23 protein-coding genes are annotated in these 25,014 nt (G+C 71.1%); 7 read left to right on the forward strand and 16 right to left on the reverse strand.

Annotated elements, in window-relative coordinates; genetic code table 11:
• Positions 1 to 100 precede the first annotated feature (100 nt).
• The 7 genes from ABD785_RS07560 to ABD785_RS07590 all read right to left on the reverse strand — a co-directional run bounded on the left by ABD785_RS07560 (position 101) and on the right by ABD785_RS07590 (position 8,603).
• Positions 101 to 2,317, reverse strand: coding sequence for an ATP-binding protein (locus tag ABD785_RS07560; protein WP_344823772.1), 2,217 nt, complete (start codon positions 2,315 to 2,317; stop codon positions 101 to 103).
• Positions 2,318 to 2,374: 57 nt separating this feature from the next.
• Entirely contained in the window at positions 2,375 to 3,106 is a 732-nt protein-coding gene (locus ABD785_RS07565) for a class I SAM-dependent methyltransferase (RefSeq protein ID WP_344823775.1), read from the reverse strand.
• 88 nt (positions 3,107 to 3,194) lie between these two features.
• A complete protein-coding gene (locus tag ABD785_RS07570) occupies positions 3,195 to 3,947 on the reverse strand; it encodes an IclR family transcriptional regulator (protein WP_344823778.1) in 753 nt (250 codons plus the stop codon).
• Positions 3,948 to 4,038: 91 nt separating this feature from the next.
• Entirely contained in the window at positions 4,039 to 4,374 is a 336-nt protein-coding gene (locus ABD785_RS07575) for a MerR family transcriptional regulator (RefSeq protein WP_344823782.1), read from the reverse strand.
• 76 nt (positions 4,375 to 4,450) lie between these two features.
• The gene (locus ABD785_RS07580; protein ID WP_344823785.1) at positions 4,451 to 5,188 is read right to left on the reverse strand and encodes an enoyl-CoA hydratase/isomerase family protein; all 738 of its coding nucleotides are present in this window, start codon (positions 5,186 to 5,188) and stop codon (positions 4,451 to 4,453) included.
• A gap of 145 nt (positions 5,189 to 5,333) precedes the next feature.
• Positions 5,334 to 6,485 carry an acetyl-CoA C-acetyltransferase gene (locus ABD785_RS07585; RefSeq protein WP_344823788.1) on the reverse strand — a complete coding sequence of 384 codons (1,152 nt, stop codon included), beginning with the start codon at positions 6,483 to 6,485 and terminating at the stop codon, positions 5,334 to 5,336.
• Positions 6,486 to 6,608: 123 nt separating this feature from the next.
• Entirely contained in the window at positions 6,609 to 8,603 is a 1,995-nt protein-coding gene (locus ABD785_RS07590; RefSeq protein ID WP_344823790.1) for an MFS transporter, read from the reverse strand.
• A gap of 100 nt (positions 8,604 to 8,703) precedes the next feature.
• On the opposite strand from ABD785_RS07590, the gene ABD785_RS07595 reads away from it, so the two are divergent.
• Together ABD785_RS07595 and ABD785_RS07600 are read left to right on the forward strand one after the other, a co-directional pair.
• Positions 8,704 to 8,862 (forward strand): hypothetical protein, encoded by a 159-nt coding sequence (locus ABD785_RS07595; protein ID WP_344823792.1) that lies wholly within the window; start codon positions 8,704 to 8,706, stop codon positions 8,860 to 8,862.
• Between the two features lie 112 nt (positions 8,863 to 8,974).
• A complete protein-coding gene (locus tag ABD785_RS07600) occupies positions 8,975 to 9,649 on the forward strand; it encodes a class I SAM-dependent methyltransferase (protein ID WP_344823794.1) in 675 nt (224 codons plus the stop codon).
• A gap of 7 nt (positions 9,650 to 9,656) precedes the next feature.
• Here the strand turns inward: ABD785_RS07600 and ABD785_RS07605 are convergent, their stop codons facing one another.
• From ABD785_RS07605 to ABD785_RS07615, 3 genes are all read right to left on the reverse strand, one after another.
• Positions 9,657 to 11,810: an ATP-binding SpoIIE family protein phosphatase gene (locus ABD785_RS07605; RefSeq protein WP_344823797.1), complete on the reverse strand. Its 2,154-nt coding sequence runs from the start codon at positions 11,808 to 11,810 to the stop codon at positions 9,657 to 9,659.
• Positions 11,811 to 11,888: 78 nt separating this feature from the next.
• Entirely contained in the window at positions 11,889 to 12,590 is a 702-nt protein-coding gene (locus ABD785_RS07610; RefSeq protein WP_344823800.1) for an iron-dependent transcriptional repressor DtxR, read from the reverse strand.
• Positions 12,591 to 12,688: 98 nt separating this feature from the next.
• Positions 12,689 to 13,786 carry a citrate synthase 2 gene (locus ABD785_RS07615; RefSeq protein WP_344823803.1) on the reverse strand — a complete coding sequence of 366 codons (1,098 nt, stop codon included), beginning with the start codon at positions 13,784 to 13,786 and terminating at the stop codon, positions 12,689 to 12,691.
• 106 nt (positions 13,787 to 13,892) lie between these two features.
• Between ABD785_RS07615 and pdxH the strand changes: the two genes are divergently transcribed.
• From pdxH to ABD785_RS07640, 5 genes are all read left to right on the forward strand, one after another.
• Positions 13,893 to 14,564 carry a pyridoxamine 5'-phosphate oxidase gene (gene pdxH / locus ABD785_RS07620; protein WP_425547745.1) on the forward strand — a complete coding sequence of 224 codons (672 nt, stop codon included), beginning with the start codon at positions 13,893 to 13,895 and terminating at the stop codon, positions 14,562 to 14,564.
• Positions 14,561 to 15,817 carry an MFS transporter gene (locus tag ABD785_RS07625; RefSeq protein WP_344823809.1) on the forward strand — a complete coding sequence of 419 codons (1,257 nt, stop codon included), beginning with the start codon at positions 14,561 to 14,563 and terminating at the stop codon, positions 15,815 to 15,817. The genes pdxH and ABD785_RS07625 overlap by 4 nt, the downstream gene beginning before the upstream one ends.
• Positions 15,818 to 15,828: 11 nt before the next feature.
• A complete protein-coding gene (serC, locus tag ABD785_RS07630; RefSeq protein WP_344823812.1) occupies positions 15,829 to 16,944 on the forward strand; it encodes a phosphoserine transaminase in 1,116 nt (371 codons plus the stop codon).
• A gap of 100 nt (positions 16,945 to 17,044) precedes the next feature.
• Complete coding sequence (locus tag ABD785_RS07635; protein ID WP_344823814.1) at positions 17,045 to 17,986, forward strand: hypothetical protein; 942 nt, start codon at positions 17,045 to 17,047, stop codon at positions 17,984 to 17,986.
• 24 nt (positions 17,987 to 18,010) lie between these two features.
• Entirely contained in the window at positions 18,011 to 19,843 is a 1,833-nt protein-coding gene (locus ABD785_RS07640) for a hypothetical protein (protein ID WP_344823816.1), read from the forward strand.
• Here the strand turns inward: ABD785_RS07640 and thpR are convergent.
• The 6 genes from thpR to ABD785_RS07670 form a co-directional block, all read right to left on the reverse strand.
• Positions 19,840 to 20,385 (reverse strand): RNA 2',3'-cyclic phosphodiesterase, encoded by a 546-nt coding sequence (gene thpR, locus ABD785_RS07645; RefSeq protein WP_344823818.1) that lies wholly within the window; start codon positions 20,383 to 20,385, stop codon positions 19,840 to 19,842. The genes ABD785_RS07640 and thpR overlap by 4 nt on opposite strands.
• 1 nt (position 20,386) lies before the next feature.
• On the reverse strand, positions 20,387 to 21,955 hold the full coding sequence (locus ABD785_RS07650; protein ID WP_344823820.1) for a TerD family protein: 1,569 nt from the start codon (positions 21,953 to 21,955) through the stop codon (positions 20,387 to 20,389).
• Between the two features lie 3 nt (positions 21,956 to 21,958).
• Positions 21,959 to 22,531, reverse strand: a complete 573-nt coding sequence (locus tag ABD785_RS07655) for a TerD family protein (protein WP_344823822.1) — start codon at positions 22,529 to 22,531, stop codon at positions 21,959 to 21,961.
• Between the two features lie 47 nt (positions 22,532 to 22,578).
• On the reverse strand, positions 22,579 to 23,784 hold the full coding sequence (locus tag ABD785_RS07660; protein WP_344823824.1) for an MFS transporter: 1,206 nt from the start codon (positions 23,782 to 23,784) through the stop codon (positions 22,579 to 22,581).
• Between the two features lie 38 nt (positions 23,785 to 23,822).
• Entirely contained in the window at positions 23,823 to 24,242 is a 420-nt protein-coding gene (locus ABD785_RS07665) for a MarR family winged helix-turn-helix transcriptional regulator (RefSeq protein WP_344823826.1), read from the reverse strand.
• Between the two features lie 117 nt (positions 24,243 to 24,359).
• A complete protein-coding gene (locus ABD785_RS07670) occupies positions 24,360 to 24,908 on the reverse strand; it encodes a DUF4396 domain-containing protein (protein ID WP_344823828.1) in 549 nt (182 codons plus the stop codon).
• Between the last annotated feature and the right edge of the window lie 106 nt (positions 24,909 to 25,014).

The following is a 25,014-nucleotide window of genomic DNA, read 5'->3' on the forward strand; positions in this document are numbered from 1 at the left end:
CCAGCGCTGGACGGAGAGGCGGCCGGAAATCCTTTCGAGCCACTCACAGTCTCGACCACGCGGGTGAGAAACGCATCGGGAGACTCCCGGATCCGTATACCTATTCGCGGATACCTAGCCGCGCCACCCAGGCGGCGACCTGGGCACGGGAGCCGAATCCCAGTTTGTCCAGGATGTGCTCGACATGGGAGTCGACGGTCCGCTTGGAGATCACGAGCCGTTCGGCGATCTCCCGGTTGGACAGGCCCCCCGCGACCAGCTCGGCGATCTCCTGCTGGCGGTGGGTCAGGACCCGCTCGATCTCCGGGCCCGGCCTCGGCTGGGGGATCTCCTCGCCGAACGCGTAGCCGAGGGCGTCCTCGAGGGTGAGCCCGGCGCCGAGCGCGAACTCCGCCTCGAACCGGTCCCTGCCGATGAGGGCGTGCGCCCTGCCCTCCGCGCCGCGGCGCGCCGCGACCAGATCGGGCGAGCCGAGCTGCGGCAGCCCGAACGTGCGCCACAGCCGGTGGGCGGCGCCGAGCAGCCGGGCGGTGCGCGGGCCGTCGCCCTGCTCCCCCGCGACCGCCGCGAGCAGGTCGACGGCCATCGCGACGCCCGCCCTGTCGTACAGCTCCCGCTTGACCTCCAGGGCGGCGAGGGCGTGTGCGGCGGCGGCCGCGGGGCGTCCCATCCCCAGCTCGGTCAGCCCGTAGATCCAGTCGCCGTAGGAGCGGGACCAGCGGTCGCCCCCGGCGGACGCCAGCGCGATCTGCTCCTCCAGCATCCCGATGGCCCGTTCCGGCTGGCCCTCCATCGACAGCGCGAAGGCGTGCCCGGCGAGCGCGAGCGCGGTGCCCGGCAGCGGCGCGCCGAGGCCCCGGTAGCCCCGCAGGGCCGCCGCGTACAGCCGCCGGGCCTCGCTCAGGGCGCCGAGCAGGACCTTGGCGTTGCCGAGGACGTACCCGGTCCATGCCTGGAACTCCGCGTCGCCGTGCCCCTCGGCGGCGGCGGTGAGCTCCTCGATGTCCCGCGGGTCGATGCGGCCCTGGAAGGTCGCCAGCCACATCCGGGCGGTCAGCGCCTCCACGTGACGGTCGGAGGCCAGGATCCGGTCGAGGTAGTAGGCGCCCTCGCGGACCATCCCGAAGGCGCCCCAGAAGAACCGCAGCCGGACGGCCAGCTCCCGGCCGGCGTCGAGCTCGGCGGGCTCGGCCAGGCAGAAGTCGAGGGCCGCGCGCAGGTTGGGGAACTCGGCGTGCATCCGGTCGAACCAGACGAGCTGCTCGGGACCGCCCCAGTCCCGGTCGAAGCGGCGGGCCAGCCGCAGGTAGTGGTCGCGGTGGCGGCTCAGCAGCTGGAGGTCGTCGCCGAGGCTGACCAGCCAGTCCTCGCCGTACTCGCGGACGGTGTCGAGCATCCGGAACCGGGTGGTGCCCGGCTCGCGCGTCACGATGGACTTGTCGACGAGCCCGCCGAGGGCGTCGAGGACCTCGCCCGCGGGCAGCGAGGCGTCGGAGCAGACGAACTCGGCGCCCTCCAGGTCGAAGTCCCAGGCGAACACCGAGAGACGGGCCCACAGCAGCCGCTCGCGCGGCGTGCACAGCTCGTGGCTCCAGCCGATGGTGGTGCGCAGGGTCTGGTGCCGCGTCTTCCCCGGCGACGGGGTCTCCAGCAGCCGGAACCGGTCGTCGAGCCGGACCAGGAGCTGCTCCGGCGTCAGCGTGCGGAGCCTGACCGCGGCCAGCTCGATGGCCAGCGGGATCCCCTCCAGCCGCTCGCACAGCCGCTCGGCGAGGGACCGCTCGCAGTCGAAGGCCTGGTCGACGCCCTGGGCCCGCTCGTAGAAGAGCTCAACGGCGTCCTCTGCCAGCGGCTGCACCCCGAGGACGCGCTCACCGGGGACCCCCAGCGGCTGCCTGCTCGTGACGAGGATCACGACCTTGGGCGCGGCCGACAGCAGCAGCTCCGCGAGGGCGGCGCACGGCCCGACCATGTGCTCGCAGGTGTCCAGGACGATCAGGGTCCGCCGGCCGGAGAGGAACTCGGCCAGCACGTCGGCCTGCGGCCGTACCGACTGGTCCTGGAGACCGAGGACGCCGCCGATGGTGTGGGCCAGCAGCTCGGGATCCTGGAGGCCGGACAGCTCGACGAACCAGACGCCGTCGGGGAAGGCCCGCCTGCTCTCCAGCGCGGCCCTGAGCGCCACCCGGGTCTTGCCGACCCCGCCGACGCCCGTCAGGGTCACCAGCCTCGCCTCGGCCAGCCGGCGGCGGACGTCGGCGATCTCCTGACGTCGTCCGACGAGCCGGTTCAGCTCGGCGGGCAGATTGCCGGTCACGGATCGAAATGATACTCCGCGACCGGCCGATCACACTGGGTTCGGCCGCGACGCGACCTACTCGGGGACGCGGGCGACGGCGAACACCGTCTGGCCGAACGGCGGCCGGACGAGCTTCTCGATGAGGCGCGTCGTCGGGATGACGGTCCGGTCGTAGATCTTGACCAGGCGCGGGTCGGGGTAGCCGACGCCGCCGCGGCGGACGGCGGCCCACCAGGCGATCCCGCCGAGGAAGTTGATCGGCTTGAGGACGTCGGCCTGGAGCCCGGCGGCGGCGATGGTCGCGCCGAGGGTCTTGGGCGTGTAGCGGGTGACGTGCCCGACCTTGCGGTCGAACTCTCCGTAGAGCTGCATGTAGCCGGGCACCCAGATGACGATCCGCCCGCCGGGCTTGACGGCCGCGGCGAGATCCTTGAGCGCCTGGACGTCCTCGGCGATGTGTTCGAGCACGTTCATCATGACGACCGTGTCGACCTTCTCGCGCACGTCGACGGTCGCGGGCAGCGCCAGCGACAGCACGTCGACGTCGGGGTTGTCGGCGTAACGCTTCTGCAGCTGCTCCACGCAGTACGGGTCGTTGTCGCTGACGCACAGGTAGTCGAGGCGTCCGGCGAACTGCTCCGAGAAGTGGCCGAGTCCCGACCCGATCTCCAGCAGGGACCTGCCGACGTGCGGCGCCACCATGTCGTACTCGTACTGCCGGTAGTTCTTCGCCTCGTCACCGCCGAGGTGGTTCTCCAGGGCGCCCTCGCCTGCGGCCGGCTGTACGGGCTGAATGTTCTCTGACATGGGGTCCGCTCGTGATCGGGTCCGTGAACGGGCAGAGTTTACCGGCAGACCGGTAACGCCGACGAGGAAAGGCCGTTACAGAACGCTCTCAGGTCAGCGCGAGCGCCCTGTTGATCTGTTCGGCGGTCTCCCGCATCCGCGCGGCCCCCGCCTCCACCCTGGGCAGACGGCTCGCCCGGCACGACACGGCCAGGGCCCCGACGACGCCCCCTGTGGCGTCGGTCACCGGCACGGCGGCGCAGCCCGTCCCGATGGCGTACTCCTCCTTGTCGAGGGAGACCCCGTCGGGCCGCAGCGTCCTGGTCAGCCTGGCCTCGCTCGTGATCGTGTGCGGGGTCAGGTCGACCAGGGGGTGGCGGGACAGGTAGTCGGTGCGGGCGGCGGGACCGAGCTGGCCGAGGACGCACTTGCCGATCGCGGTGGCGTGCGCGGCGTCGTCGAAGCCGACCCAGAGGTCGACGCGCGGGGTCTTCGGGCCGTCGGCGACGTCGATGATGCGGATCTCGTCCTCTTCGTGGACGGCGAAGTAGGCCGCGACGCTGAGCTCGTCCCTGAGCCGGGACAGCAGCGGGCGGATCCGCGACAGGACGCCCTGGGTCCTGCCCTGGGCGTGCAGCGCCTCGACCCGGTCGCCGAGGACCCACACGCCGTCGGAGAGCTTGGTCACGTAGCCCTCGTGGGCGAGGGTGCGCAGCAGGTGGTAGGCGGTGGCGAGCGGCAGCTTGGCCTCGCGCGCCAGCTGCTTGGCGGGTGCTCCGCTCGGATGCGAGGCCACGGTCTCCATGAGATGCAGCGCACGCTGGACGGAGGCTATGAGCGTGGGTCTGCGTGTCTCGTCCATCACGGAAAGCGAACACCGCCGGGAACGACCGGTCAAGCGGTTTGCGCAACTTCCTCGACGGACCGCGCGGGAATCCGGGCACGGCCCCGGTTCAGGGGATGAACCGCTCGTCGAGGGGCGGGACCGAGGCGCGCTTGCGGGTCTTCGGCATCCGCTTGAGCGCGTCCTCCAGCTCGCGCACCCGGTCCTCCAGTTCGAGGATCTTGCGGACGGCCGCGAGCGTCATGCCCTGCTCCACGAGGTCGTGGACGTACTGGAGCCGCTGGATCTCCAGCCGGGAGTACCGTCGCTGACGGCCCTCGGTCCGCGACGGTGAGAGCACGCCGTGCTCGTCCAGCCTGCGCAGGAACGCCTGCTGGACGCCGAGCATCGATGCCACCTGCCCCACGGTGTACAGGGGTGCGTGATCGTCGTCGATGGCCAGCATGATCAGTAACGTAGACGGCCGTTCCTCACGCTCGGGTGAAATCACGACCGCGCGTCGGTCAGCGGAGGGCAGCCCGTCAGGTGCCGGTGAAGTCGGGGGCGCGCTTCTCCAGGAAGGCCGTGATCCCCTCGCGGGCGTCGTCACTGCCCGCGAGCTCGACGAGCTCGCCGAGCAGGGCCTCGACCTGCTCCTCCAGGGGCATTCCCGCGGTGGCGAAGAACGCGGCGCGCCCTCTGCCGAGCCCGAGCGGGGACTTCGAGGCGATGGTTCGGGCCAGCGCGGCGACGCGGCCGTCGAGGTCGGCGCGCGGCACGGCCTCGGTGACGAGCCCGATGGCGACGCCCTCGGCCGCGGAGATGTACTCGCCGGTGTAGTAGAGCTTGAACGCCTGCTTGGGCGCGATGTTCCGGTTCAGGATCGCCATGATCATCATGGGCCAGAGCCCGACGTTGACCTCGGGCGTCCCGAGTTTCACGTCGTCGGCGGCGATCACGATGTCGGCGCTGACGGCCAGCCCGAGCCCGCCCGCGACCGCGCTCCCGTTCAGCCGCGCGATCAGCGGCTTCCCGAGCCTCGGCGCCGCCGTGAACAGCTTGTACGGCGCGCTGTCCCGGATCGCCCCGCCGGCCCCGTCCAGCCGCAGGCTCCCGAGATCGGCTCCCGAGCAGAACGCCCGGTCCCCGCTCCCGGTCAGCACGACCACCCGCACCTCGGGATCGCCCTTGGCCTTCTCGAACGCGGCCAGCAGCTCAAGGATCATCGCCTCGGAGAGCGAGTTCCTGGCCTCCGGCCGATCCAAGGTGATGGTCGCCACGTGATCGCTCAACTCATACCGAACCGTCACGGGCGACCATCACCTTTCACGGCAGTCACGCTGCCACCGCGGGTCTTCTCAGCCGTCGCCCCGGCATCCCGGCAGGACGGGTGTCCCCGCCGGGCGCCCAGAGCGACGGGCCTCATCAAATACGCTCGATGATGGTGGCGTTGGCCTGGCCGCCGCCCTCGCACATGGTCTGGAGGCCGTAACGGCCGCCGGTGCGCTCGAGCTCGTGCAGGAGCTTGGCCATCAGGATGCCGCCGGTGGCGCCGAGGGGGTGGCCCAGGGCGATCGCGCCGCCGTTGGGGTTGACCTTGGCGGGGTCGGCGCCGAGCTCCTTCTGCCAGGCCAGGACGACCGGGGCGAAGGCCTCGTTGATCTCGGTGACGTCGATGTCGGCCATGGACAGGCCGGACCGCTTCAGCGCCTTCTCGGTGGCGGGGATCGGGCCGGTCAGCATGTAGACCGGGTCGGAGCCCGCCAGGGCGAGGGTGTGGATGCGGGCGCGCGGGGTCAGGTTGTGGGTGCGCACGGCCTCTTCGGAGGCGATGAGCAGCGCCGACGCGCCGACCGCGATCTGGGAGGAGACGGCCGCGGTGATGACGCCGCCCTCGCGGAGGGTCTTGAGGCCCGCCATCTTCTCGAGGGTGGTGTCGGGGCGGGCGCACTCGTCGCGCTCGAGGCCGTTCAGCGGGGCGATCTCGCGGTCGAAGTAACCGGCCTCGATCGCCTTGCCGGCGCGGACGTTGGACTCGAGGGAGAACGCCTCGAGGTCCTCGCGCGACAGGCCCCACTTCTCGGCCATGAGCTCGGCGCCGCGGAACTGGGAGATCTCCTGGTCGCCGTAGCGCTCCTTCCAGCCGGTGCCCCAGGGCATCCCGGCCTTGGCGTTCCAGTTCTCGTCGAGCGGCACCGACGAGCCCATGGGCACGAGGGCCATGTTCTCGACGCCGGCCGCCACGACCAGGTCCTGGGTGCCGGACAGGACGCCCTGCGCGGCGAAGTGGATCGACTGCTGCGAGGAACCGCACTGCCGGTCGATGGTGACGCCCGGCACGGACTCGGGCAGGCCCGCCGACAGCCACGCGGTGCGCGCGACGTCGAGGGTCTGGGCACCGACCTGCATCACACAGCCCATGATCACGTCATCGACGGCTGCCGGGTCGACCCCGGTCCGCTCGATGAGGGACCTGAGCACGTGCGCGCCGAGATCGGCGGAGTGAATGTCCTTGAGAGCACCCTTCTTGGTGCCCACAGGGGTACGGACCGCACCGACGATGTACGCCTCGGCCACGACGCCTCCAATTAGGTCTAGGGGGTTCCGTCCCAAACCGAACGATGTTCGGTCAGTGCGAGCTTACCTCTTCCGGTTCGCCCGCCCAACGGTGACCCTAGACACTGGGGCAGGCGGTGGCACTCAGTCGACGAGGGACTCGGCGTCGGACTCGGAACCGAGGGAGGTGCGGGCGAGCTTTTCCAGAAGCCCGCCCAGTTCCGGGTGCTTCTCGGGCTCCCAGCCGTCCAGGAGGTGCTCCAGACCCTTGCGGCGGGCCTCGACGAGCCGCTCGTTGACCGCGCGGCCCGTATCGGTCAGGACCAGTTCCTCGCCGACCCGGTCGATGTAGCCCTCGGAGACGAGCTGGTCGGTGAACTGGCGGCCGTCCTCGCGGGTGGTGTCGCCGCGGTCGGCGAGGGTCTGGCCGGAGATCGTCCCGTAGGTGGCGACCCGGGACAGCGCCCAGATGCCGCCCGCGGGCAGGTCGAGCCCGGCGCGGTGGCCGAGCTGGGTGTAGAGCACCCGGGCGTCGGGGTCGCGGCGCAGCAGCCGGGCCAGCGCCAGCTCCAGCTCGGCCAGCGACGACCGGGCGCTGCCGGCGCCGAGCGACTCCGACAGGTCGGCCTCGCGGTTGGAGGTCTTCAGCGGGACCTCGCGCAGGAACCAGCTCAGCACGAACGCCACCGCCGCGATCGGGATCGCGTACAGGAAGACGGTCTGGATCGCGTCGGTGTAGGCGCCGAGGATCGCCTCGGAGTCCTGCGGCGGGAGCTGCTTGATCGCCGAGGCGTTCTGCTGGAACGTGCTCGGGTCGACGCCCGGCGGCAGCGTGATCGTCTTCAGCGCGTCCGCCATGTTGGCCGCGAGCTGGTTGCTGAAGACCGCGCCGAAGACCGCGACGCCGAACGAGCCGCCGATCGACCGGAAGAAGGTGTTGCCCGAGGTCGCCACGCCGAGGTCGGCGTAGGGGACGTTGTTCTGCACCGCGATGATCAGCACCTGCATCACGCAGCCGAGCCCGATGCCCAGCAGCGCGAAGTAGACGCTCTGGACCAGGGTGGTGGTGTCCGGGGACAGCCGCGACAGCAGGAACATCGCCAGCGTCGTGATCGCGGTTCCGATGATCGGATAGATCTTGTACCGGCCGGTCCTCGTGATGAGCTGCCCCGAGACGATCGACGTCACGAGCAGGCCGCCCATCATCGGCAGCAGCGCCAGCCCCGACATCGTCGGCGAGACGCCCTTCACCACCTGGAGGTAGACCGACAGGTAGGTCAGGGCGCCGAACATGCCGAAGCCGATGACGAAGGCGATCAGCCCGGCGATGTCGAACACCGAGCTCTTGAACAGGTGCAGCGGCAGCACCGGCTCCGCGGCCCGCCGCTCGGCGAACCACCAGCCCACCAGCAGCAGGACGGCCGCGGCGAACAGCCCGATGATCACCGGTGAGTCCCACGGATACTCCGTGCCGCCCCAGGTCGTGGCGAGGACCAGGCAGACAGCGGCGGCCGCGAGCGTGAAGGTGCCCAGGTAGTCGATCGTGTGCTTGGTGCGCTCGGACTTGGAGTGCAGCGCCGTCGAGATGACGATGAGCGCGATCGCGCCGAGCGGGATGTTCACGTAGAAGACCCAGCGCCACGACAGGTTGTCGACGAAGAACCCGCCGAGCAGCGGCCCCGCGACGCTCGCCACCCCGAAGGTCGCGCCGAACAGGCCCTGGTACCGGCCGCGCTCACGGGGCGGCACGACGTCGCCGACGATGGCCATCGCGAGCACCATCAGTCCGCCGCCGCCCAGGCCCTGGACGCCGCGGAAGGCGATCAGGGACAGCATGTTCCACGACAGGCCGCACAGGATCGACCCGACCAGGAAGATCAGGATCGAGATGATGAACAGCGGCTTGCGCCCGTACTGGTCGCCGAGCTTGCCCCACAGCGGTGTCGAGGCGGTGCTGGCCAGCATGTAGGCGGTGACGACCCACGAGAGGTGGTTCAGCCCGCCGAACTCGCTGACGATCGTCGGCAGAGCGGTCGAGACGATCGTCTGGTCGAGCGCCGCGAGCAGCATCCCGAGCATGAGCGCCACCAGGATCAGGCCGATCCCGCGCTCCTTGGGCGCCGCGTGCTGTCCGGACATCGGCCACCGCCTCTCTGCTAGTCCTCTCCTTCCCTGCTACCCCTGTTGATCTTCAACGGAATCCACAGCGATCCCCTGGAAACCGTCTACTGTGGGCGACATGGACGGCATTGTCATGCTCGTACTCCTCGCCATTCTCTGCGCGTTCGTGGTGCAGAAGGTGACCGGCTGGCTGCGGCTGTCGACCCCCGCCCGCGGCGCCATCATGATCGTCTTCGTGCTGGTCGTGCTCGCGCTGTGGGGGCAGTCACTGAAATGAAAGAGGGGTGAACCGTTGGGCCGCCCGCTCCGTCTCATTGGGTTGGACACCGCGGGAGCCCCCGCGGTGCGCGATCCCACGCGTGGGGCACGAGTTGGACAGGAGGCGAGCGATGACGATCGCCGCTGCGGGCACCCTGGCCGCCTTCCTCGACCGCCTGATCGAGTTCGCCGAGCCCACCCCCGCCGACCACTGCCTGGACGTCGCCTACGGGCCCAGCCCCGTCGCGTCCGCCCTGAGCCCCTCGGTCGGCGACGTGACGACCGTGGGCATCGGCCCCGAGCACTCGGGCGACCTGTCCTCCCACCCCAGCGCGCTCCCTTACAACGACGCCGTGTTCTCGCTGGTCACCGCCCGGTTCTCGCTGCACCGCCTGGCCGATCCGGTGGCCGCGCTCCGCGAGATGATCCGGGTCTGCCATCCGGCCGGGCGCATCGTGATAGCCGATCTCGCCCGCACCAACCACTCGTCGGACCACCGCGACGCCCTGGAGCGCGTCCGCGATCCCAGCTACCGCTCGACGCCCCCGATCGGCGACTTCACCGCCATGATCGAGAGCGCCGGGGCGACCGTCACCCGGCTGGATCTCGTCACCGTCGAGCGTCCGGCGGGGCCCTGGCTGGCCGCGGCCCAGACCCCGCGCATCGCCGACCACCTGCGCGAGGCGCTCATGGCCGAGACCGGCGGCGGCCCCAAGACGGGGGCCCGCCCGCGGCTCATCGGCGGCGAGCTGTGGTTCACCCAGACCTGGGCCCACATCGCCGCCGTCCCGCACCGGGCCCGGTAGCCGGCCCTCAGGTCAGGGGCAGTTCGAACCAGACGGCCTTGCCGTCGGCGGTCGGACGCGAGCCCCAGCGGGTGGCGAGCTGGTCGACCAGGTAGAGGCCGCGGCCGCCCTCGTCGGTCTCGCCCGCGTTGCGGATGCGCGGCAGCCGCAGGTCGGGGTCGAAGACCTCCACCCACAGGGCGTCGTTGCCCTTGCGGAGCCGGAGCCGGAACTCCTGCTTCACCGGCTCGGGACGGCCGAGACCGTTGCCGAGGTCCCAGTCGTCCTCGTCGAAGCTGAGCTCGGGCGCGCCGACCAGGGCCCGTTTCGGGCTCGGGACGTTCGTGGCGTGCAGGACCACGTTGGTGACGACCTCGGACACGAGCAGGCACGCCATCTCGGCCTGGTCGTCGTGCATGCCCCAGGCGGCGAAGGTCTCGGCGGCCAGCCGCCGGGCCTCGGAGACCATGATGGGCTCGGCGGGGAAGATCCGGTCCTCGACCGGGAGCTCCTCGGCCGCCGTACGTATGACGACCAGGGCCACGTCGTCGTCGATGTCGCCCGGAATGGCGTTGAAGATCGCGTTGGCGACGGTCTCGACGTCACGGCGGGCCGCCACGGCGACGGCGTTCTCGATGAGGGTCTTGGACTGCTCCGGCGTGTAGAAGGTGCCGTCGTCGCGCGGGCGCCGCTCGATCAGGCCGTCGGTGTACAGGACCAGGGTGCTCCCCGGGCTCAGCACGACCGAGTCCTCGTTGAACATGATCTCGCCGCCGACCCCCGAGGAGCGGATGCCGAGCATCGCCCCCCGCGCGTCGTTGAAGTCCAGCTCGCCCACGTTGCCGTTGACGACCAGCAGCGGCTGGTCGTGCCCGGCGTTGGCGAAGGTCAGCTCGCGCGACCAGGCGTCGTAGATGAAGTAGGTGCACGACACCAGCGGCGGCCTCGGCCGGTCCGGCTGGGTGACCGTGCGGACCCATTCGTCCAGCTTGCGCATGATGTCGGCCGGGGACTTGTCGTCCTGGGCGAAGGCGCGCAACGCGGCGCGCAGCTGCCCCATGACGGCCGCGGCCATGGCGCCGCGCCCCTCGACGTCGCCGATGACGATCCCGACCCGGCCCGCCGACAGCGGGATGACGTCGTACCAGTCGCCGCCGACCTGGGTCTGGATGCCGTGCGACTCGATCGGCTTGGCCGGCTCGTACCGCCAGGCGATCTGCAGGCCGTCCAGGCGGGGCGGGGTCTCGCCGGGCAGCAGGTGCTTCTGGAAGGCGAGCGCGGTCTCGCGCTCCTCCTCGAACAGCATCGCGTTGTCGACGGCCAGCGCGACCCGGCCGGCGATCGCGCCGACGAGGTCGCGGTCGAAGCCGTCGTAGTGCGGGTCGGGACGGCGGCCCAGATGCGACAGGGCCAGGTTCATGACGCCCAGGAGCTCGCCGCGCGCCACCAGCGGAGCGGCGATCATCGAGGTGACGCCCAGCTCGGCGGAGACCCCGGTCACGGTGTCCTCGAGCACGGCGTCGCGGCGCTGCATGGCCTTGGCCGCCTGGTGCTCGGACGGGTAGTGGACCTGCTCGCCGTTCTCGGCCCAGGTGCCGGGCGGCGGAGCCCAGCCGTCGGTGTGCCGGGACGCCCTGCGCACCAGCTTGTCGCCGGTGAAGAGATCGATGAAGACATGGTCGGCGAACTGCGGGACCAGGGTCTCGGCGACCTGCCGGAGCGTCACCTCGAGTTCGAGGGAGCCCGCGAGCCGGGTGCCGATCCGCTCGAGCAGCCCGTACCGGTCCTGCTCGCGCTGGTTGGACCGCAGGGCCTCGCGGGCGAAGATCGCCACACCGTCGATCGCCCCGGACGGATGACGCAGCGGAACCGCGTGGGCGCGCGTGTAGACCGAGGTGCCGTCGTCCCGCAGGTTGCAGAACGTGCCCTCCCACACCCCGCCCTTGAGCACGTGCTTCGCGAGCTCGGTGGCCTGCTCGTGGTCCTCCTCGGCGATGCCGAGGGAGAGCACGCTCTGGCCGATGAACTCGCTGCCCCCGAAGCCGAACAGCTTCTTCGCGAAGGCGTTGATGTAGATGACGTTGCTGAAGCGGTCGCAGACGATGACCGCCATCTCCATCTGGTTCAGCACGGTCTCAGGCGGTAGCTGAGCCTCGAAGGGCGGTTCGCCCCAGTGCTTCATCCGCTCACCTCCGGCGCCCATTGAACGCCGTATGCGAGGGCGGCGGTGTGAAAAACGCGGAGATCCTCAGCCAAGGTGTCAGCGTTTCGCGACAAAGACGTGCTCGGCGATGCGCCGAGGAAGCTCCGTCGCAGGCCCGTCCGCTGAGTCGTCACAGGTCACTCGCACACCGTCGTCGCCAACCGCGAGGGTCACCTCACGTCCGGGTTGTATCCCGACCTGCTTGAGTCTAAGCATCAGATCGTGGTCGCTCTGTACCTGCTCGGAGATCCGGCGGATGACCGCGTGCTGTCCGTCACTGCTGGCGGCGACCGTCATGGCCTGCAGGCGCTCGGTGCCGGCCTCCTCCGCCGGGCCGCCGAGTTCCTCGAGGCCGGGGATCGGGTTGCCGTGGGGACAGGTGGTGGGGTTGTTCAGCAGCTTGACCAGCCGGGTCTCGACCTGCTCGCTCATCACATGCTCCCAGCGGCACGCCTCGACGTGGACGTCCTCCCAGGGAAGGCCGATCACGTTCACGAGCAGGCATTCGGCCAGCCGGTGCTTGCGCATGACCCGTACGGCCAGATCGCGGCCGGTTTCGGTCAGTTCGAGATGGCGATCCCCCTCGACGCGCAGCAGTCCGTCCCGTTCCATACGAGCAACGGTCTGGCTCACCGTCGGCCCGCTCTGGGAGAGGCGTTCGGCGATTCGGGCGCGCAGCGGGACGATCCCCTCCTCTTCGAGCTCGTACACCGTACGGAGATACATCTCCGTGGTGTCGATCAGGCCGTGTGAGGTCAAGGGTTTCCTCCAGAGTTCCGCTGACGAGTCTACTTGAAACAACGACGCCCCTCGGGAGCTTCCCGAGGGGCGCGTCAAGAGAGCCGGCGGCGGAATTTCTACAGGGCTCCGGCGCCGGTCACCGCGCTGATCGCGCGGGTGCCGGGACCGGTGTAGCGGGCGCTGGGCCGCACGAGCCGCCCGGTGCGCTTCTGCTCCAGGATGTGCGCGGCCCAGCCCGCGGTCCTGCCGCAGGTGAACATGGCGGGCATCATCGCGGTCGGGACCTCGGCGAAGTCGAGGATGACGGCGGCCCAGAACTCGACGTTGGTCTCGATCGGCCGGTCGGGACGGCGCTCGCGCAGCTCGGCGAGGGCCGCGTCCTCCAGCGCCTTGGCCGCCTCGTAGCGGGGTGCGCCCAGCTCGCGGGCGGTGCGCCGCAGCACCCGGGCCCGGGGGTCCTCGGCCCGGTAGACCCGGTGACCGAAACCCATGAGCCGCTCGCCGCCGTCCAGGATGTCGGTGACGACCTTGCGGGCGTCGCCGAGCTGCTCGACCCGCTCGACCATCGGCAGGACACGGGCGGGCGCCCCGCCGTGCAGCGGGCCCGACATCGCGCCGATCGCCCCGGAGATGGAGGCGGCGACGTCCGCGCCGGTCGAGGCGATCACCCGGGCGGTGAAGGTGGAGGCGTTGAGGCCGTGCTCGGCCGCCGAGACCCAGTAGGCGTCGATCGCCCGGACGTGCGCCGGGTCGGGCTCGCCGCGCCAGCGCACCATGAACTGCTCGGTGATGGTCGGGGCCTGGTCGATCCGGCCCTGCGGGACGGCGGGCAGGCCGATCCCCCGGGCGCTCTGGGCGACGAACGACAGCGCCTGGACCGAGGCGCGGGCCAGGTCGGCGCGGGCCTCCTCGTCGGAGATGTCGAGCAGCGGGCGCATCCCGTAGACGGTGGCGATCGTCGGCAGGGCCGCCTGGACGTCCACCCGGACGTCGCCGGAGCGGACCGGCAGCAGATGCGGCTCCGCGGGCGCCAGCCCGGGATCGAAGGAGTCGTCGACCAGCAGGCCCCAGACCCGGCCGAACGGCACCTTCCCGACGAGATCCTCGATGTCGACGCCCCGGTAACGGAGGGAACCGCCCTCCTTGTCGGGCTCGGCGATCTCGGTCTCGAAGGCCACCACTCCCTCTAGGCCTGGCTTGAACTCATCGGACATAGGGTGTGCCTGCCTCTCGGTCCCCCGCACTCGTGATCGGAGGGGCCATTGAACCGCGTTGGTTACTGGCCAGTACCCCAGGGGTTGCGGTCCTACGCCCCGAAAAATGAGAGGCTGGGATGTTGTGGATCGTTCCCCTGCCGACCCGGCCGCGCTGCGCGAGTCCTACGAGGACGGCGAACTCGTCGAGTCCGTCGCGCCGCCGGAGCCGTTCTCGCTGTTCACGGGCTGGTTCGCCGACGCCGTCGGAGCCGGTCTTCCCGACCCCAACGCCATGGTGCTGTCCACCGCGACGGCCGCCGGGGAGCCGCACGCGCGGACCGTCCTGCTGAAGGGCTTCGGCGCCGACGGGTTCCGGTTCTTCACTAACCACACCTCCCGCAAGGGCCTGGACCTCGCGGAGAACCCCAGGGCGAGCCTGCTGTTCCCCTGGCACGCCCGGCAGCGCCAGGTGATCGTCAACGGGACCGTCGAGCGGTTGCCGCAGGCCGAGACCGCCGAGTACTTCCACTCCCGCCCGCACGGCTCCCAGCTCGGCGCCTGGGCCAGCCACCAGTCGACGGTGGTGTCGTCGCGCGAGGAACTGGAGAAACGGTTCACCGAAATCGAGGCCCGCTGGCCGGAAAAGGACAGCGTTCCGGTTCCGGACTTCTGGGGCGGATATCTGGTGGTCCCGACCACCGTCGAGTTCTGGCAGGGCCGCAAGAACCGCCTCCACGACCGGCTCCGTTACCGCCGCGACGACGGCGCCTGGATCCTCGAACGTCTCTCCCCGTGAAGCTGTTCATCGACACCGCCCCCCTCAGGCACGCCGCCTACCGCCGGCTCTGGATCGGCCAGGTCGTGTCGTTCACCGGCGCGCAGGTGACGGCCGTGGCCGTCCCGGTGCAGGTCTACGCGATGACGCGCTCGTCGTTCTGGGTCGGCGTTCTGGGCGTCGCCGGGTTCGTGCCGCTGCTGGTGTTCGGGCTGTGGGGCGGGGCGATCGCCGACCACTTCGACCGGCGCCGGGTGCTGCTGATCTCCTCGCTGGTCTCCTGGGCCGTGACCCTGCTCCTGCTGCTCCAGGCGCTGCTCGGGCTCGACAGCCTGGCCCTGCTGATCGTGTGCGTCGTCGTCCAGTCCGGGGCGTTCGCCATGGCGTCGCCGTCGCGGAACGCGATCATCCCCCGGCTCCTGCCTGACGAGGACATCGCCCCCGCGATGGCCCTCGGCTCGACCGGCATGCACTCCTCCATCCTGCTCGGCCCCCTGCTGGCCGCCGCCGCCCTCACCGCCGACCGCTACTGGATCGCCTACCTGATCGACGCCGTCCTGTTCACCGTCGTGCTGTGGGCCGCCCTGCGGCTGCCCGCGGTCCCGCCGCTCACGACCGCCGACGCCAAGATCTCCGGCTGGCGCTCGGTCAAGGACGGCCTGCGTTACATGTCCTCCCAGCCGGTCCTGCTGATGTCGTTCGTCGTCGACATCATCGCCATGACCGTCGCCATGCCCAGGGCCCTGTTCCCCGAGGTCGCCGACACCCACTTCGGCGGCAGCTCGGCCACCGGCCTGCTCGTGGCGGCGCTCGGCCTCGGCGGGCTGGCCGGCGGCCTCGTCTCGGGCTGGATCGGCCGGGTCGACCGTCAGGGGGCGGCGCTGATCCTCATGGTCGCCGTCTTCGGCGCGGCCGTCGCCGCGGCCGGGCTGACCCGGTCGCTGTGGCCGTGCGTGCTGCTGCTGGGGGTCGCCGGGGCGGCCGACATGATCTCCGGGGTGTTCCGGCAGGCGATCCTCGCCACCTACGCCCCCGACGAGATGCGCGGACGGCTCCAGGGCGTGTTCGTCGTGGTCGTCGCGGGCGGGCCGCGCATCGGCGACCTGCGGGCGGGGGCGATGGCCGCCTCCCTCGGCGCGTCGGCGTCCTGGATCCTCGGCGGCATCGGGTGCGTGGTCCTCGTCGTGGCCGCCGGGCTCGCCTTCCCCGCGCTCCTGAGGTACCGCGTCTCGGCATCCGATACCGGGAAGCGATCTCTTGAGCAGGTCACGTAGGCTTCGGTGACGTGAGCGACATCGTCATTCCCGCAGAGATCAAGCCCGTCGACGGCCGCTTCGGATGCGGTCCGTCCAAGGTCCGGCCCGAGCAGCTCGAGGCGCTCGCCGCCTCCGGTGCCACCTACTTCGGCACCTCGCACCGGCAGAAGCCCGTCAAGTCCCTGTTCGGGCGGATCCGGTCCGGCCTCGGTGACCTGTTCCAGCTTCCGGAGGGCTACGAGGTCCTGCTGTCCAACGGCGGCACCACCGCGTTCTGGGACGCCGCCGCGTTCGGCCTGGTCCGCGAGAAGTCGCAGCACGTCACCTTCGGTGAGTTCTCCTCCAAGTTCGCCAAGGTCGTCGGCGGCGCGCCGTGGCTCGGCGAGCCCACCGTGATCTCCAGCGAGCCGGGCACCCACCCGCTGCCCGTCGCGGAGGAGGGCGTGGACGTCTACGCCCTCACCCACAACGAGACCTCGACCGGCGTCGCGATGCCGATCAAGCGCGTGTCCGCCGACGCCGACTCGCTGGTGCTGGTCGACGCCACCTCGGGCGCGGGCGGCCTGCCGGTGGACGTCTCCGAGACCGACGTCTACTACTTCGCGCCGCAGAAGTGCTTCGCCGCGGACGGCGGCCTGTTCGTGGCCCTCGCCTCGCCGCGCGCCCTCGCCCGGATCGAGGAGATCGGCACGTCCGGCCGGTACATCCCGGAGTTCTTCAACCTCAGGACCGTGGTCGACAACTCCGGCAAGGACCAGACCTACAACACGCCCGCCGTGGGCACCGCGATCCTGTTCGCCGAGCAGATCGAGTGGATGAACAAGAACGGCGGCCTGGCCTGGACCACCGCCCGCACCGCCGACTCGTCCTCCCGGCTGTACGGCTGGGCCGAGAAGTCGGAGTTCGCCACGCCGTTCGTGGCCGACCCCGCCCAGCGCTCCCAGGTCGTCGGCACGATCAACTTCGCCGACTCCGTGGACGCCGCGGCCGTCGCGAAGGTGCTGCGCGCCAACGGGATCGTCGACACCGAGCCCTACCGCAAGCTCGGCAAGAACCAGCTCCGCGTGGGCATGTTCCCGGCCATCGACCCCTCCGACGTCGAGGCCCTCACCGCCTCGATCGACTACGTGGTCGAGCGTCTCTAGGGTCACGTAGGCTTCGGGGCGTGTATCGTCCGTCGCGCTGGCTGCTGCCCACCGTCCTGACCATGCTTGTTCTGGCCGTGGTCGTGGGTACGTTGCTGAGGTGAGCCCGATACTGAACGTGCTGGTCGCCGCCGCCCTCCCGCTCTCGGGGGGCGGCGGCGCACAGGTCGCGTTCACGATCAAAGATCCCGCGATCACCGAGTCGTCGGGGCTGGCGGCCTCCCGGAGGCATCCCGGGATCGTCTACACCCACAACGACTCCGGCGGTTCGCCGAGGATCTTCGCGCTGGACTCCGACGGCCGCACCGAGGCCGTCTTCACCATCGCCGGCGCGAACGCCCGCGACTGGGAGGGCATCGCCCTCGGCAAGGACGAGAAGGGCCGCGACGCCCTGTACATCGCCGACATCGGCGACAACATGCACGGCGCCTGGCCCTACGTGACCGTCTACCGGGTCACCGAGCCCGCGCAGATCAGAAGCCGGACGCTCCAGGCGACGGCCTTCCGCTTCACCTACGCCGACGGCGCCCGCGACGCCGAGACGATCATGATCGATCCGCGGGACAACCGGCTCTACGTCGCCTCGAAGCTGCTCGGCACCGGCAAGCTCTACCAGGCGCCGAAGAGGCTGAGCACGTCGCGGAAGAACGTGCTGAAGCCGGTCGGCTCGGCGCACTCCTTCGCCACCGACGGCGCCTTCGCCCCGGACGGAAGCTCGTTCGTGATCAGGGGTTACTTCTCGGCCACCCTTTACAGCGCTCCGGGCAAGCGCCTGTCCTCCCTGTCGCTGCCCTCGCAGGAGCAGGGCGAGTCGATCACCTACGCCCCGGACGGCCGTTCCCTGCTCGTCAGCTCCGAGGGCGAGGACCGCAAGGTCTGGCGGGTTCCGCTCCCCGAGAAAGCCCTGCCCTCTCCCGAGCCCGTCTCCCAGGACGATGAGACGGAAAAGACACCTGGTAAGGGAACCAATAAGGGGCTCGGGCTGTTCGTCTTGGTTGGAGTGGGTGTGGCCGCGGTCGCGTACGCCCGCAGACGAAAGTGAGTGGAGCGTGTCACTATTCCTCCTGTGGACCACGAGCTCGTCGGCCTGAGGGCTGAGGGCCGGCGCCCCCCGGGGGGTGCCCCCTTCGTCCTTCTGGCCTTCGCCATCGCCCTTGTCCCGATCGACCCGTCCTGGTTGTGGGCGCTGGCCGTCATGGCCGCGGCCCTGGTGCCGCTCGTCGCCCCCGGCGCGCGGCCGGGACCCTCCTGGAAGCTCTCCGCCGACGGCCTCGAGGTCGTCGGGCATGACGGCGAGGTCCGGCAGAACTACGCCTTCGAGCGCATCCAGGAACTGTCGATCACCGCCGACGAGCAGGTGCTGACGGTGCACCACAAGTTCGGCACGACCCAGCTCGGCACGCTGCCGGAGATGGGCTTCGAGCCGCACACCTTCTTCGTCACCGCGCGCCGGCTCGGCCTGCGGATCAGGGTCGTCGACGGCGACTACGCCCCCGACCCCGACGAGGAGCAGGACTACCTGGACGTCGAGGCGGCGCTGATGTCGGCCGTCGTCGAACCGGCCGAGCCCGCGGGCGAGCCCGTGACCCTGACCTCCCAGACCGCCCGCCGCTTCCGGACCAGGGCGCTGCTGGCGACCGGGAGCTTCGTGCTGGTCGCCGCGCTGATGGTGGCCGGGGCCGCCGGGACCGAACCGTCCTTCACCACGCGCTTCGGTGCCGGGCTGTGGGCGCTGGCCGCCTCCGGCGCGCTGTTCGCGGCCCGCCGCAGGCTGCGCAGGTCGGCCCCCAACCGCTGGACGATCTCCGCGACCGCGCTGAAGGACCTGCCCGCCGAGCAGATCGGCGCCGTCCTGGTCGGCCCCGGCCCCGAGCTGAACCCGCTGACCGGCGAGCCCGACTACGCGCCGCTGACCGCCGTCGTCTTCGACCACAGGCTCCGGGTCATGGCCCAGCTCAACGCCCGCGGCCTGGACGAGTTCCAGCTCACCCACACCCTCGACGAGCACGGCTACCGGGTCGTCAGCACCGCCCCCGCGGTGATCAGGCCGTCGGAGTACGGCCTGGACGGCCTGCCGGAGATCTTCTCCCAGGTGCCGGGCGGCCGGCTGGTCGTCGCGGAGGACGGCCTCGGCTGGGCCGACATGGCCGGTGACGTCCTGCTGAAGATGCCCGCCGACCGGATCGGCGCGATCGAGCTGCTGACCGTCGACGGCCACGCCTGGCTGCGGGTCTACGACTCCGACGGTGAGGAGTTCCTGGCCGCGCCGCTCAAGGCCCTGCGGATCGCGCGCACCGACCTGCGCGAGCAGGCCCGCCAGGCCGGGCTGCCGATCACCGACGCCGAGTACGAGGCCTACCTGAGCGCCGCCTTCCACGGAGCGGTCTCCACGATCTCCGCCGACCCGCTGCTCCTGCCGACCCCCGAGGGCGGCCCCGGAGCGCTCCTGGACGCCACCACGCGCTCCCGGGTGTGGGGCTACGGCATGTTCAGCGCCCTGGGCTTCCTCGTCGCCCTGACGATCACCTGGTTCGCCGGGAAGCTGTCCCCCGCGCTGTTCTGGACCGTCCCGGTCGGGATCCTCGCGGGGATCGGCACCGGCTGGCTCCTCGACCGCAACCGCAGCCAGCTCAAGATCAGCATCCATGGGATCGCGTCGGTCACCCGCCTGGGCAAGACCGACTGGAGCCTGCGCCGGGAGACCGTCGGCGGCGTCGGCATCGACCACGGCGGCGAGGGCATCCCCCGCCTGGTCGTCTGGAGCCCCGCGGGCCGTGTCCTGCGCCGCGTCACCTTCGCCCCCGACCTGTCGGAGCTCCGCCGCGCCTGCGAGCAGTACGGCCTGCCCTGGGGCCCGCCCGACTCGGCGGGCCCGGCCTCCCCGCCGCCGGAGATCTAACCGCTCAGCGGATACGAGGTCAGAGTCTCGTAGGCGGCTCGGGGCATCTGGCTGTGGATGAGGGCCACCGAGGCGGCCTGCCAGGGGCGTCCGGCGAAGGAGGCGAGGCGTTCGGTCAGGGTCCGGACGTCGGTGGGGACACGGCAGCGGGCCAGGGTCAGATGCGGGCGGAACGGCTTGGGGTCGGGAGCGCCCGCGCGACGGCCCGTGGCCGCCAGGGAGGCCGCCAGCTGGGCCAGGGGGCGCCGGTCGCCGTAGACGCCCGTCCAGACCACCCGGGCGTGGACTCCGCCGCCGGGGAAGGCTCCTGCGCCCGCGAAGGACAGGTTCAGCACCGGGGTCCGGGACGCCGAGCGCTGGAGGCGCGGCAGGAGACGTTCGTAGGAGCGTTCGTCGGTCTCGCCGTAGAAGGCGACGGTGACGTGCCACAGTTCGCGTCCGGCCCAGCGCAGCTCCGGCCATTCCTTGCGGAGCGGTGCGGTGTAGGCGTCCAGTTCGTCCAGGATCTCGGCGGGCGGGACGAGCGCGGCGAAGAGTCTCATCTCAGGCGCGCTCGATGGCACGGGCGTGTGCCGACAGCACGTGCTGGAGCAGGGAGGGGGCCTGCAGCGCCCCGCCGTCCGGGAGGACGTCGGGGACGAGGGTCCAGTCGCCGCCCACCCAGGCGTCCGACAGGGTGCCGGGCGTGGACGGGAGCGTGTGCGAGGCCTGCCTGATCCGCAGCGCGCGAACGGACTCGCCGGTGAAGGTCTCGTTGTTCACGCAGATCACCGGGACTCCGGCGGCGGGGCCCTCGTCCACGAGCCGGAGGATCTTGTCACCGTGCTGCTCGATGGCCGCGCCGACGTCGAACAGCACGACCAGCCTGACCGGGGGCGCGCCCGCCAGCAGGGGACCGTCCTCGCCGCCGACCGAGCGCAGGTCGATGAGGTTGAGCAGATGGTCGAGGCGGGGCCCGACGGCGGAGCCGTGGGCGACCCCGGCGCCCGCGAGGGGGTGCGGGAGGGAGTTGACCCAGCCGCAGCCCGACAGCCCCGACGGGTCGATGATCTCCAGCGCGGAGCTGCCCGGCGGGACGGCCGCGAAGAACCGGGTGACCAGCGACCAGGCGTAGGCGATCGGGTCGCGCGGGGCGGCCCCCTCGTTGATCCAGATGGGCCGGCGCCACGGCAGCCGCAGCACCAGGGGGATCTGGAGCGCCGGGGTCTCCTCCGCGGTCAGGTCGCCCAGCAGCAGGCCGGGGCCGAGCTCGGTGAGCGGGCCCCAGGTCAGCCAGGACGCGCTGGAGAAGGGGGCGAGCTCGGCGCCGACCCTGCCCTCGTGCTCGGCGAGCTCGCCCGCGAGCTGGGACATGTCGGCGTGCATGCGCTCGGCGGCGGCGGTCATCACCTGCTGGGATCTGCCGGGGACGGCGCGGCCGGCCACCTCGTCGTCGCGGATCGTCAGGGCGTGCTGGACCGAGGAGCGATAGGACTCCAGGGAGCGGCTCGCGTCCTCCCAGACCATCCAGACCCGGTCGGCGTAGGCGAGCTCCCGGGCCCCGGACGGGACGGCCGTCGGAGGCGGGGGCGGGGGCGGAGGAGGGGGCGGCAGGTCGGGCGGATGGACCGTGCGCGGCAGCTCGGGCATGACCGGCGCCGGTTCCGCGGCGGGCTCGTCCACCTGGACGCCGTGGTCGGCCAGCAGCTCGGCGAGACCGCCGGCGTAGCCCTGGCCGACGGCGCGGACCTTCCAGGCGCTGTCGCGCCGGTAGATCTCGAGCGCGACGATCGCCGACTCGGGGCCGAGCCGGTCGGCGGTGAAGGAGTGCTCCTCGACCCGGACGCTCGGCGGCGTGAGCCCCCCGAACGTGCCCTGGTCGAGGCTGAGGGTGATCACGACGGCGTGGACGTCCGCCGGGACCGCGGTGAGGTCCACGGTGACGGCCTCGGCCGTCCAGGTGACGCCGCCCGCCGCGGGGGCGTTGTAGAAGACCAGGTCGTCGTCCGTGCGTGCCTTCATGTCCCGGCCGACCAGCAGCGCGCTGAGGTCGGCCGGGGCGGCGCAGGCACAGGTCACGGTGACCCGGGTGGCGCTCAGCGGGGCGTTCGCGCCGCGGACGAGCTCCGCCATGGCTCAGGCGTGGGCCGCGATCGCCGGAAGCATGTCCTGGAAGGTACGGCCCATGGACGGCTCGCCGATGGCGCCGAGCTTCCACTCCTCGCCGTGCCGGTAGAGCCGGGACATGACCATTCCGGTGTGCGCGCCGCCGCCGGTGAGCGTGTAGCGGGCCAGCTCGGCGCCCGACGACTCGTCGACCAGGCGGCAGAAGGCGTTCTCGACCTCGTTGAAGGTCTGCCCCTGGAAGGAGCTGACGGTGAAGACCAGCGAGCTGATGTGCACCGGGAGGCGGTTCAGATCGACGATGATCGACTCGTCGTCGCCCTCGCCCGCGCCGGTCAGGTTGTCGCCGGTGTGCCGGACGGAGCCGTCGCGGCTGACGAGCTGCCCGAAGTAGACGACATCGGCGATCTGCTGGTCGGCGAACATCACCACGGAGGCGTCGAGGTCGATCTCCTGCTCGCGTGAGCCGAAGAACCCCTTCTTCTTCACCGCGTCCCAGCCCAGGCCCATCCTGACCAGGCTCAGGCCGCCGCCGCCGGGCTTGTTCAGCGAGATCCGCTGACCCTTCTGCAGGGAGACAGTCACGACGTCATCCTCCTCTTACGTTTCGGTTGCCGTCGGGGAGCCCCAGCTTATGGGGTCGCAACCCGCTTTTCCCCATATCGGATAATTGTGATCACGGTAGCGGCCGTGGCGATCGCCACGCACCCTCCCCCGATGATCGACGCCCGGGGCCCGAACGTTTCGGCCACCCAGCCCACCACCGGCGAGGCGATCGGGTTGGTCCCCATGAACACCAGCATGTAGAGGCCCATGACGCGGCCGCGCATGTCGCCGTCCACGCTGAGCTGCAGCGTCGCGTTCGCGGCCGTCGTGAAGGTCATCAGCGCGACGCCCGCGGGCGCCAGCATCGCCAGGAACAGGATCCAGGACGGCATGATCCCGGCCAGCACCTCGAAGATCCCGAAGACGAAGGCCGCCCCGTACAGGAGCTTCCTGCTCGGGGCCGCCCGCCGGGCGGCCAGCAGCGCGCCGGTCAGCGCGCCGACGGCGAGCATCGTGCTGGCCAGCCCGAACTGGGACGCCCCCCGATGGAACACCTCGGTGGCGATCAGCGCGGTCGTGATCTGAAAGTTCATCGAGAAGCCCGCGATCAGCGAGACCGTGACCAGCACCATGACCAGGTCCGGACGGCCCTTGACATAGCGCAGCCCCTCCCGCAGCTGGCCCTTCCCGCGCGGAACCGGCTCCCGGACGCGCAGCTCCCGTTCGCGCATCATCGCCAGCCCGATGATCACCGCGCCGAAACTGGCCGCGTTGACGAGGAAGACGGGGCCCGTGCCGATGAGCGCGATCAGGACTCCGGCGACGGCCGGGCCGAACACGCGCGCGCCGTTGAAGGTGGCGCTGTTCAGGGCGATCGCGTTGGGCAGGTCCTTGCGGCCGACGAGCTCGACGACGAAGGTCTGCCGGGCCGGGTTGTCGAAGACGGTGGCGACGCCGAGGACGAACGCCAGCACGTAGACGTGCCAGACGGCGGCCGTCCCGGTGAGGGCCAGGACGCCCAGCAGCAGCGCCGGGACGCCCATCGCGACCTGGGTGTACATCAGCAGCCTGCGGCGGGGGTACCGGTCGGCGATCACACCGCCCCACAGGCCGAACAGCAGCATCGGCAGGAACTGGAGGCCGGTCGTGACGCCCAGGGCGGTGCCGCTGTTGTGGGTGAGCTGGAGGACCAGCCAGTCCTGGGCGATCCGCTGCATCCAGGTGCCCGTGTTGGAGATCACCTGGCCGGACATGTAGAGCCGGTAGTTGCGGTTGCGCAGGGACCGGAACATCCCGCCCCTGTTCCCCGCGTCCCCGTCCTTACGGGCGTTCAGCTCCGGCTGAGCTTCTCCAGGATCGGCGTCGCCGCCTCCAGGATCTCCCGCTCGCGTTCGGTCAAGGACTGGAGCCTCTGCCACAGCCACGCCTCCTTCAGCCTGCGATGCTCGGCGAGGAGGGCGCGGCCGGAGTCGGTCGCCACCAGGACCACCTGACGGCCGTCCGTGGGGTGCGGGCTCCTGACCACCAGGCCCTCCAGCTCCAGGGCCGCGACCGTCCTGGTCATCGACGGGGGCTGCACCTTCTCGTGGTCGGCGAGCTCGCGGGGCGTCATCTCGCCGTGCTTGTCCAGCACGGCCAGCGCCGCGTACTGGGTGAACGACAGCCTGCCGTTCCCCTGGTTCCGCAGCCTCCGTGACAGACGGGCCACGGCGATCCGCAGCTCCTCGGGCAGTCCCGGCCTGTTCGTCATCTCGTCCATCATCGTCAAAATCGTTAGCAAGAGTCATTACCCTCGCTAACGACCTCCTCCTTCTGCCTATTCCCGGCCGACGGGCCCCCGGGAATACTCCCAGGGACCCCTTCCGGCTCAGGCGTGGTGACCGTGATCCGCGTGGCCGTGATCCGCGTGGCCGTGATCCGCGTGGCCGTGATCCGCGTGGCCGTGGTCCGCGGTGCCGTGGTCGGCGTGGCCGTGGTGGTAGGCGTGGACGACGGCGTGGCCCCGGCCCCTGGCGATCAGCGCCCGGTTGACCGGGACGGTGACCACGAAGGCGATGACGAAGCCTCCGAGCAGCGGGGCCCAGAACAGCACGTCGGCCAGGCCCGCGTGGAGCGCGCCGGGGACGGCCATCATGAAGCCGTTGTCGACGATCTCCATCACCGCGATCGAGACCGTGTCGGCGGCCAGCGCCACGGCGAAGGCCCTGCGCAGCGGCAGCCCGGCGGCCAGGACGGGACGCATCGTCAGCCCGTAACCGAACACGAACGCCAGGCCGACGGCCAGCGCGATCGACGGCACGTCGGGCAGGCCCAGCGCGGTCGCGATCACCATGCCGAGGATCTCGCCGACGGCGCAGCCGGTGAGGCAGTGCAGGGTCGCGCTGACGGCCTGCCGGGTGAGGCTCTGCTGCTTCATCGTCGTTCTTCCTTTCGGCGGGGTGCGTTCGACTCGAGGGAACGCTATACCCCCAGGGGGTATTTCGCCACCAGGGTGTGACCGTGGTCATATCGTGACGGGTGGG

It is taken from the genome of Actinocorallia longicatena (assembly GCF_039534125.1).
GTDB classification, from domain to species: domain Bacteria; phylum Actinomycetota; class Actinomycetes; order Streptosporangiales; family Streptosporangiaceae; genus Actinocorallia; species Actinocorallia longicatena.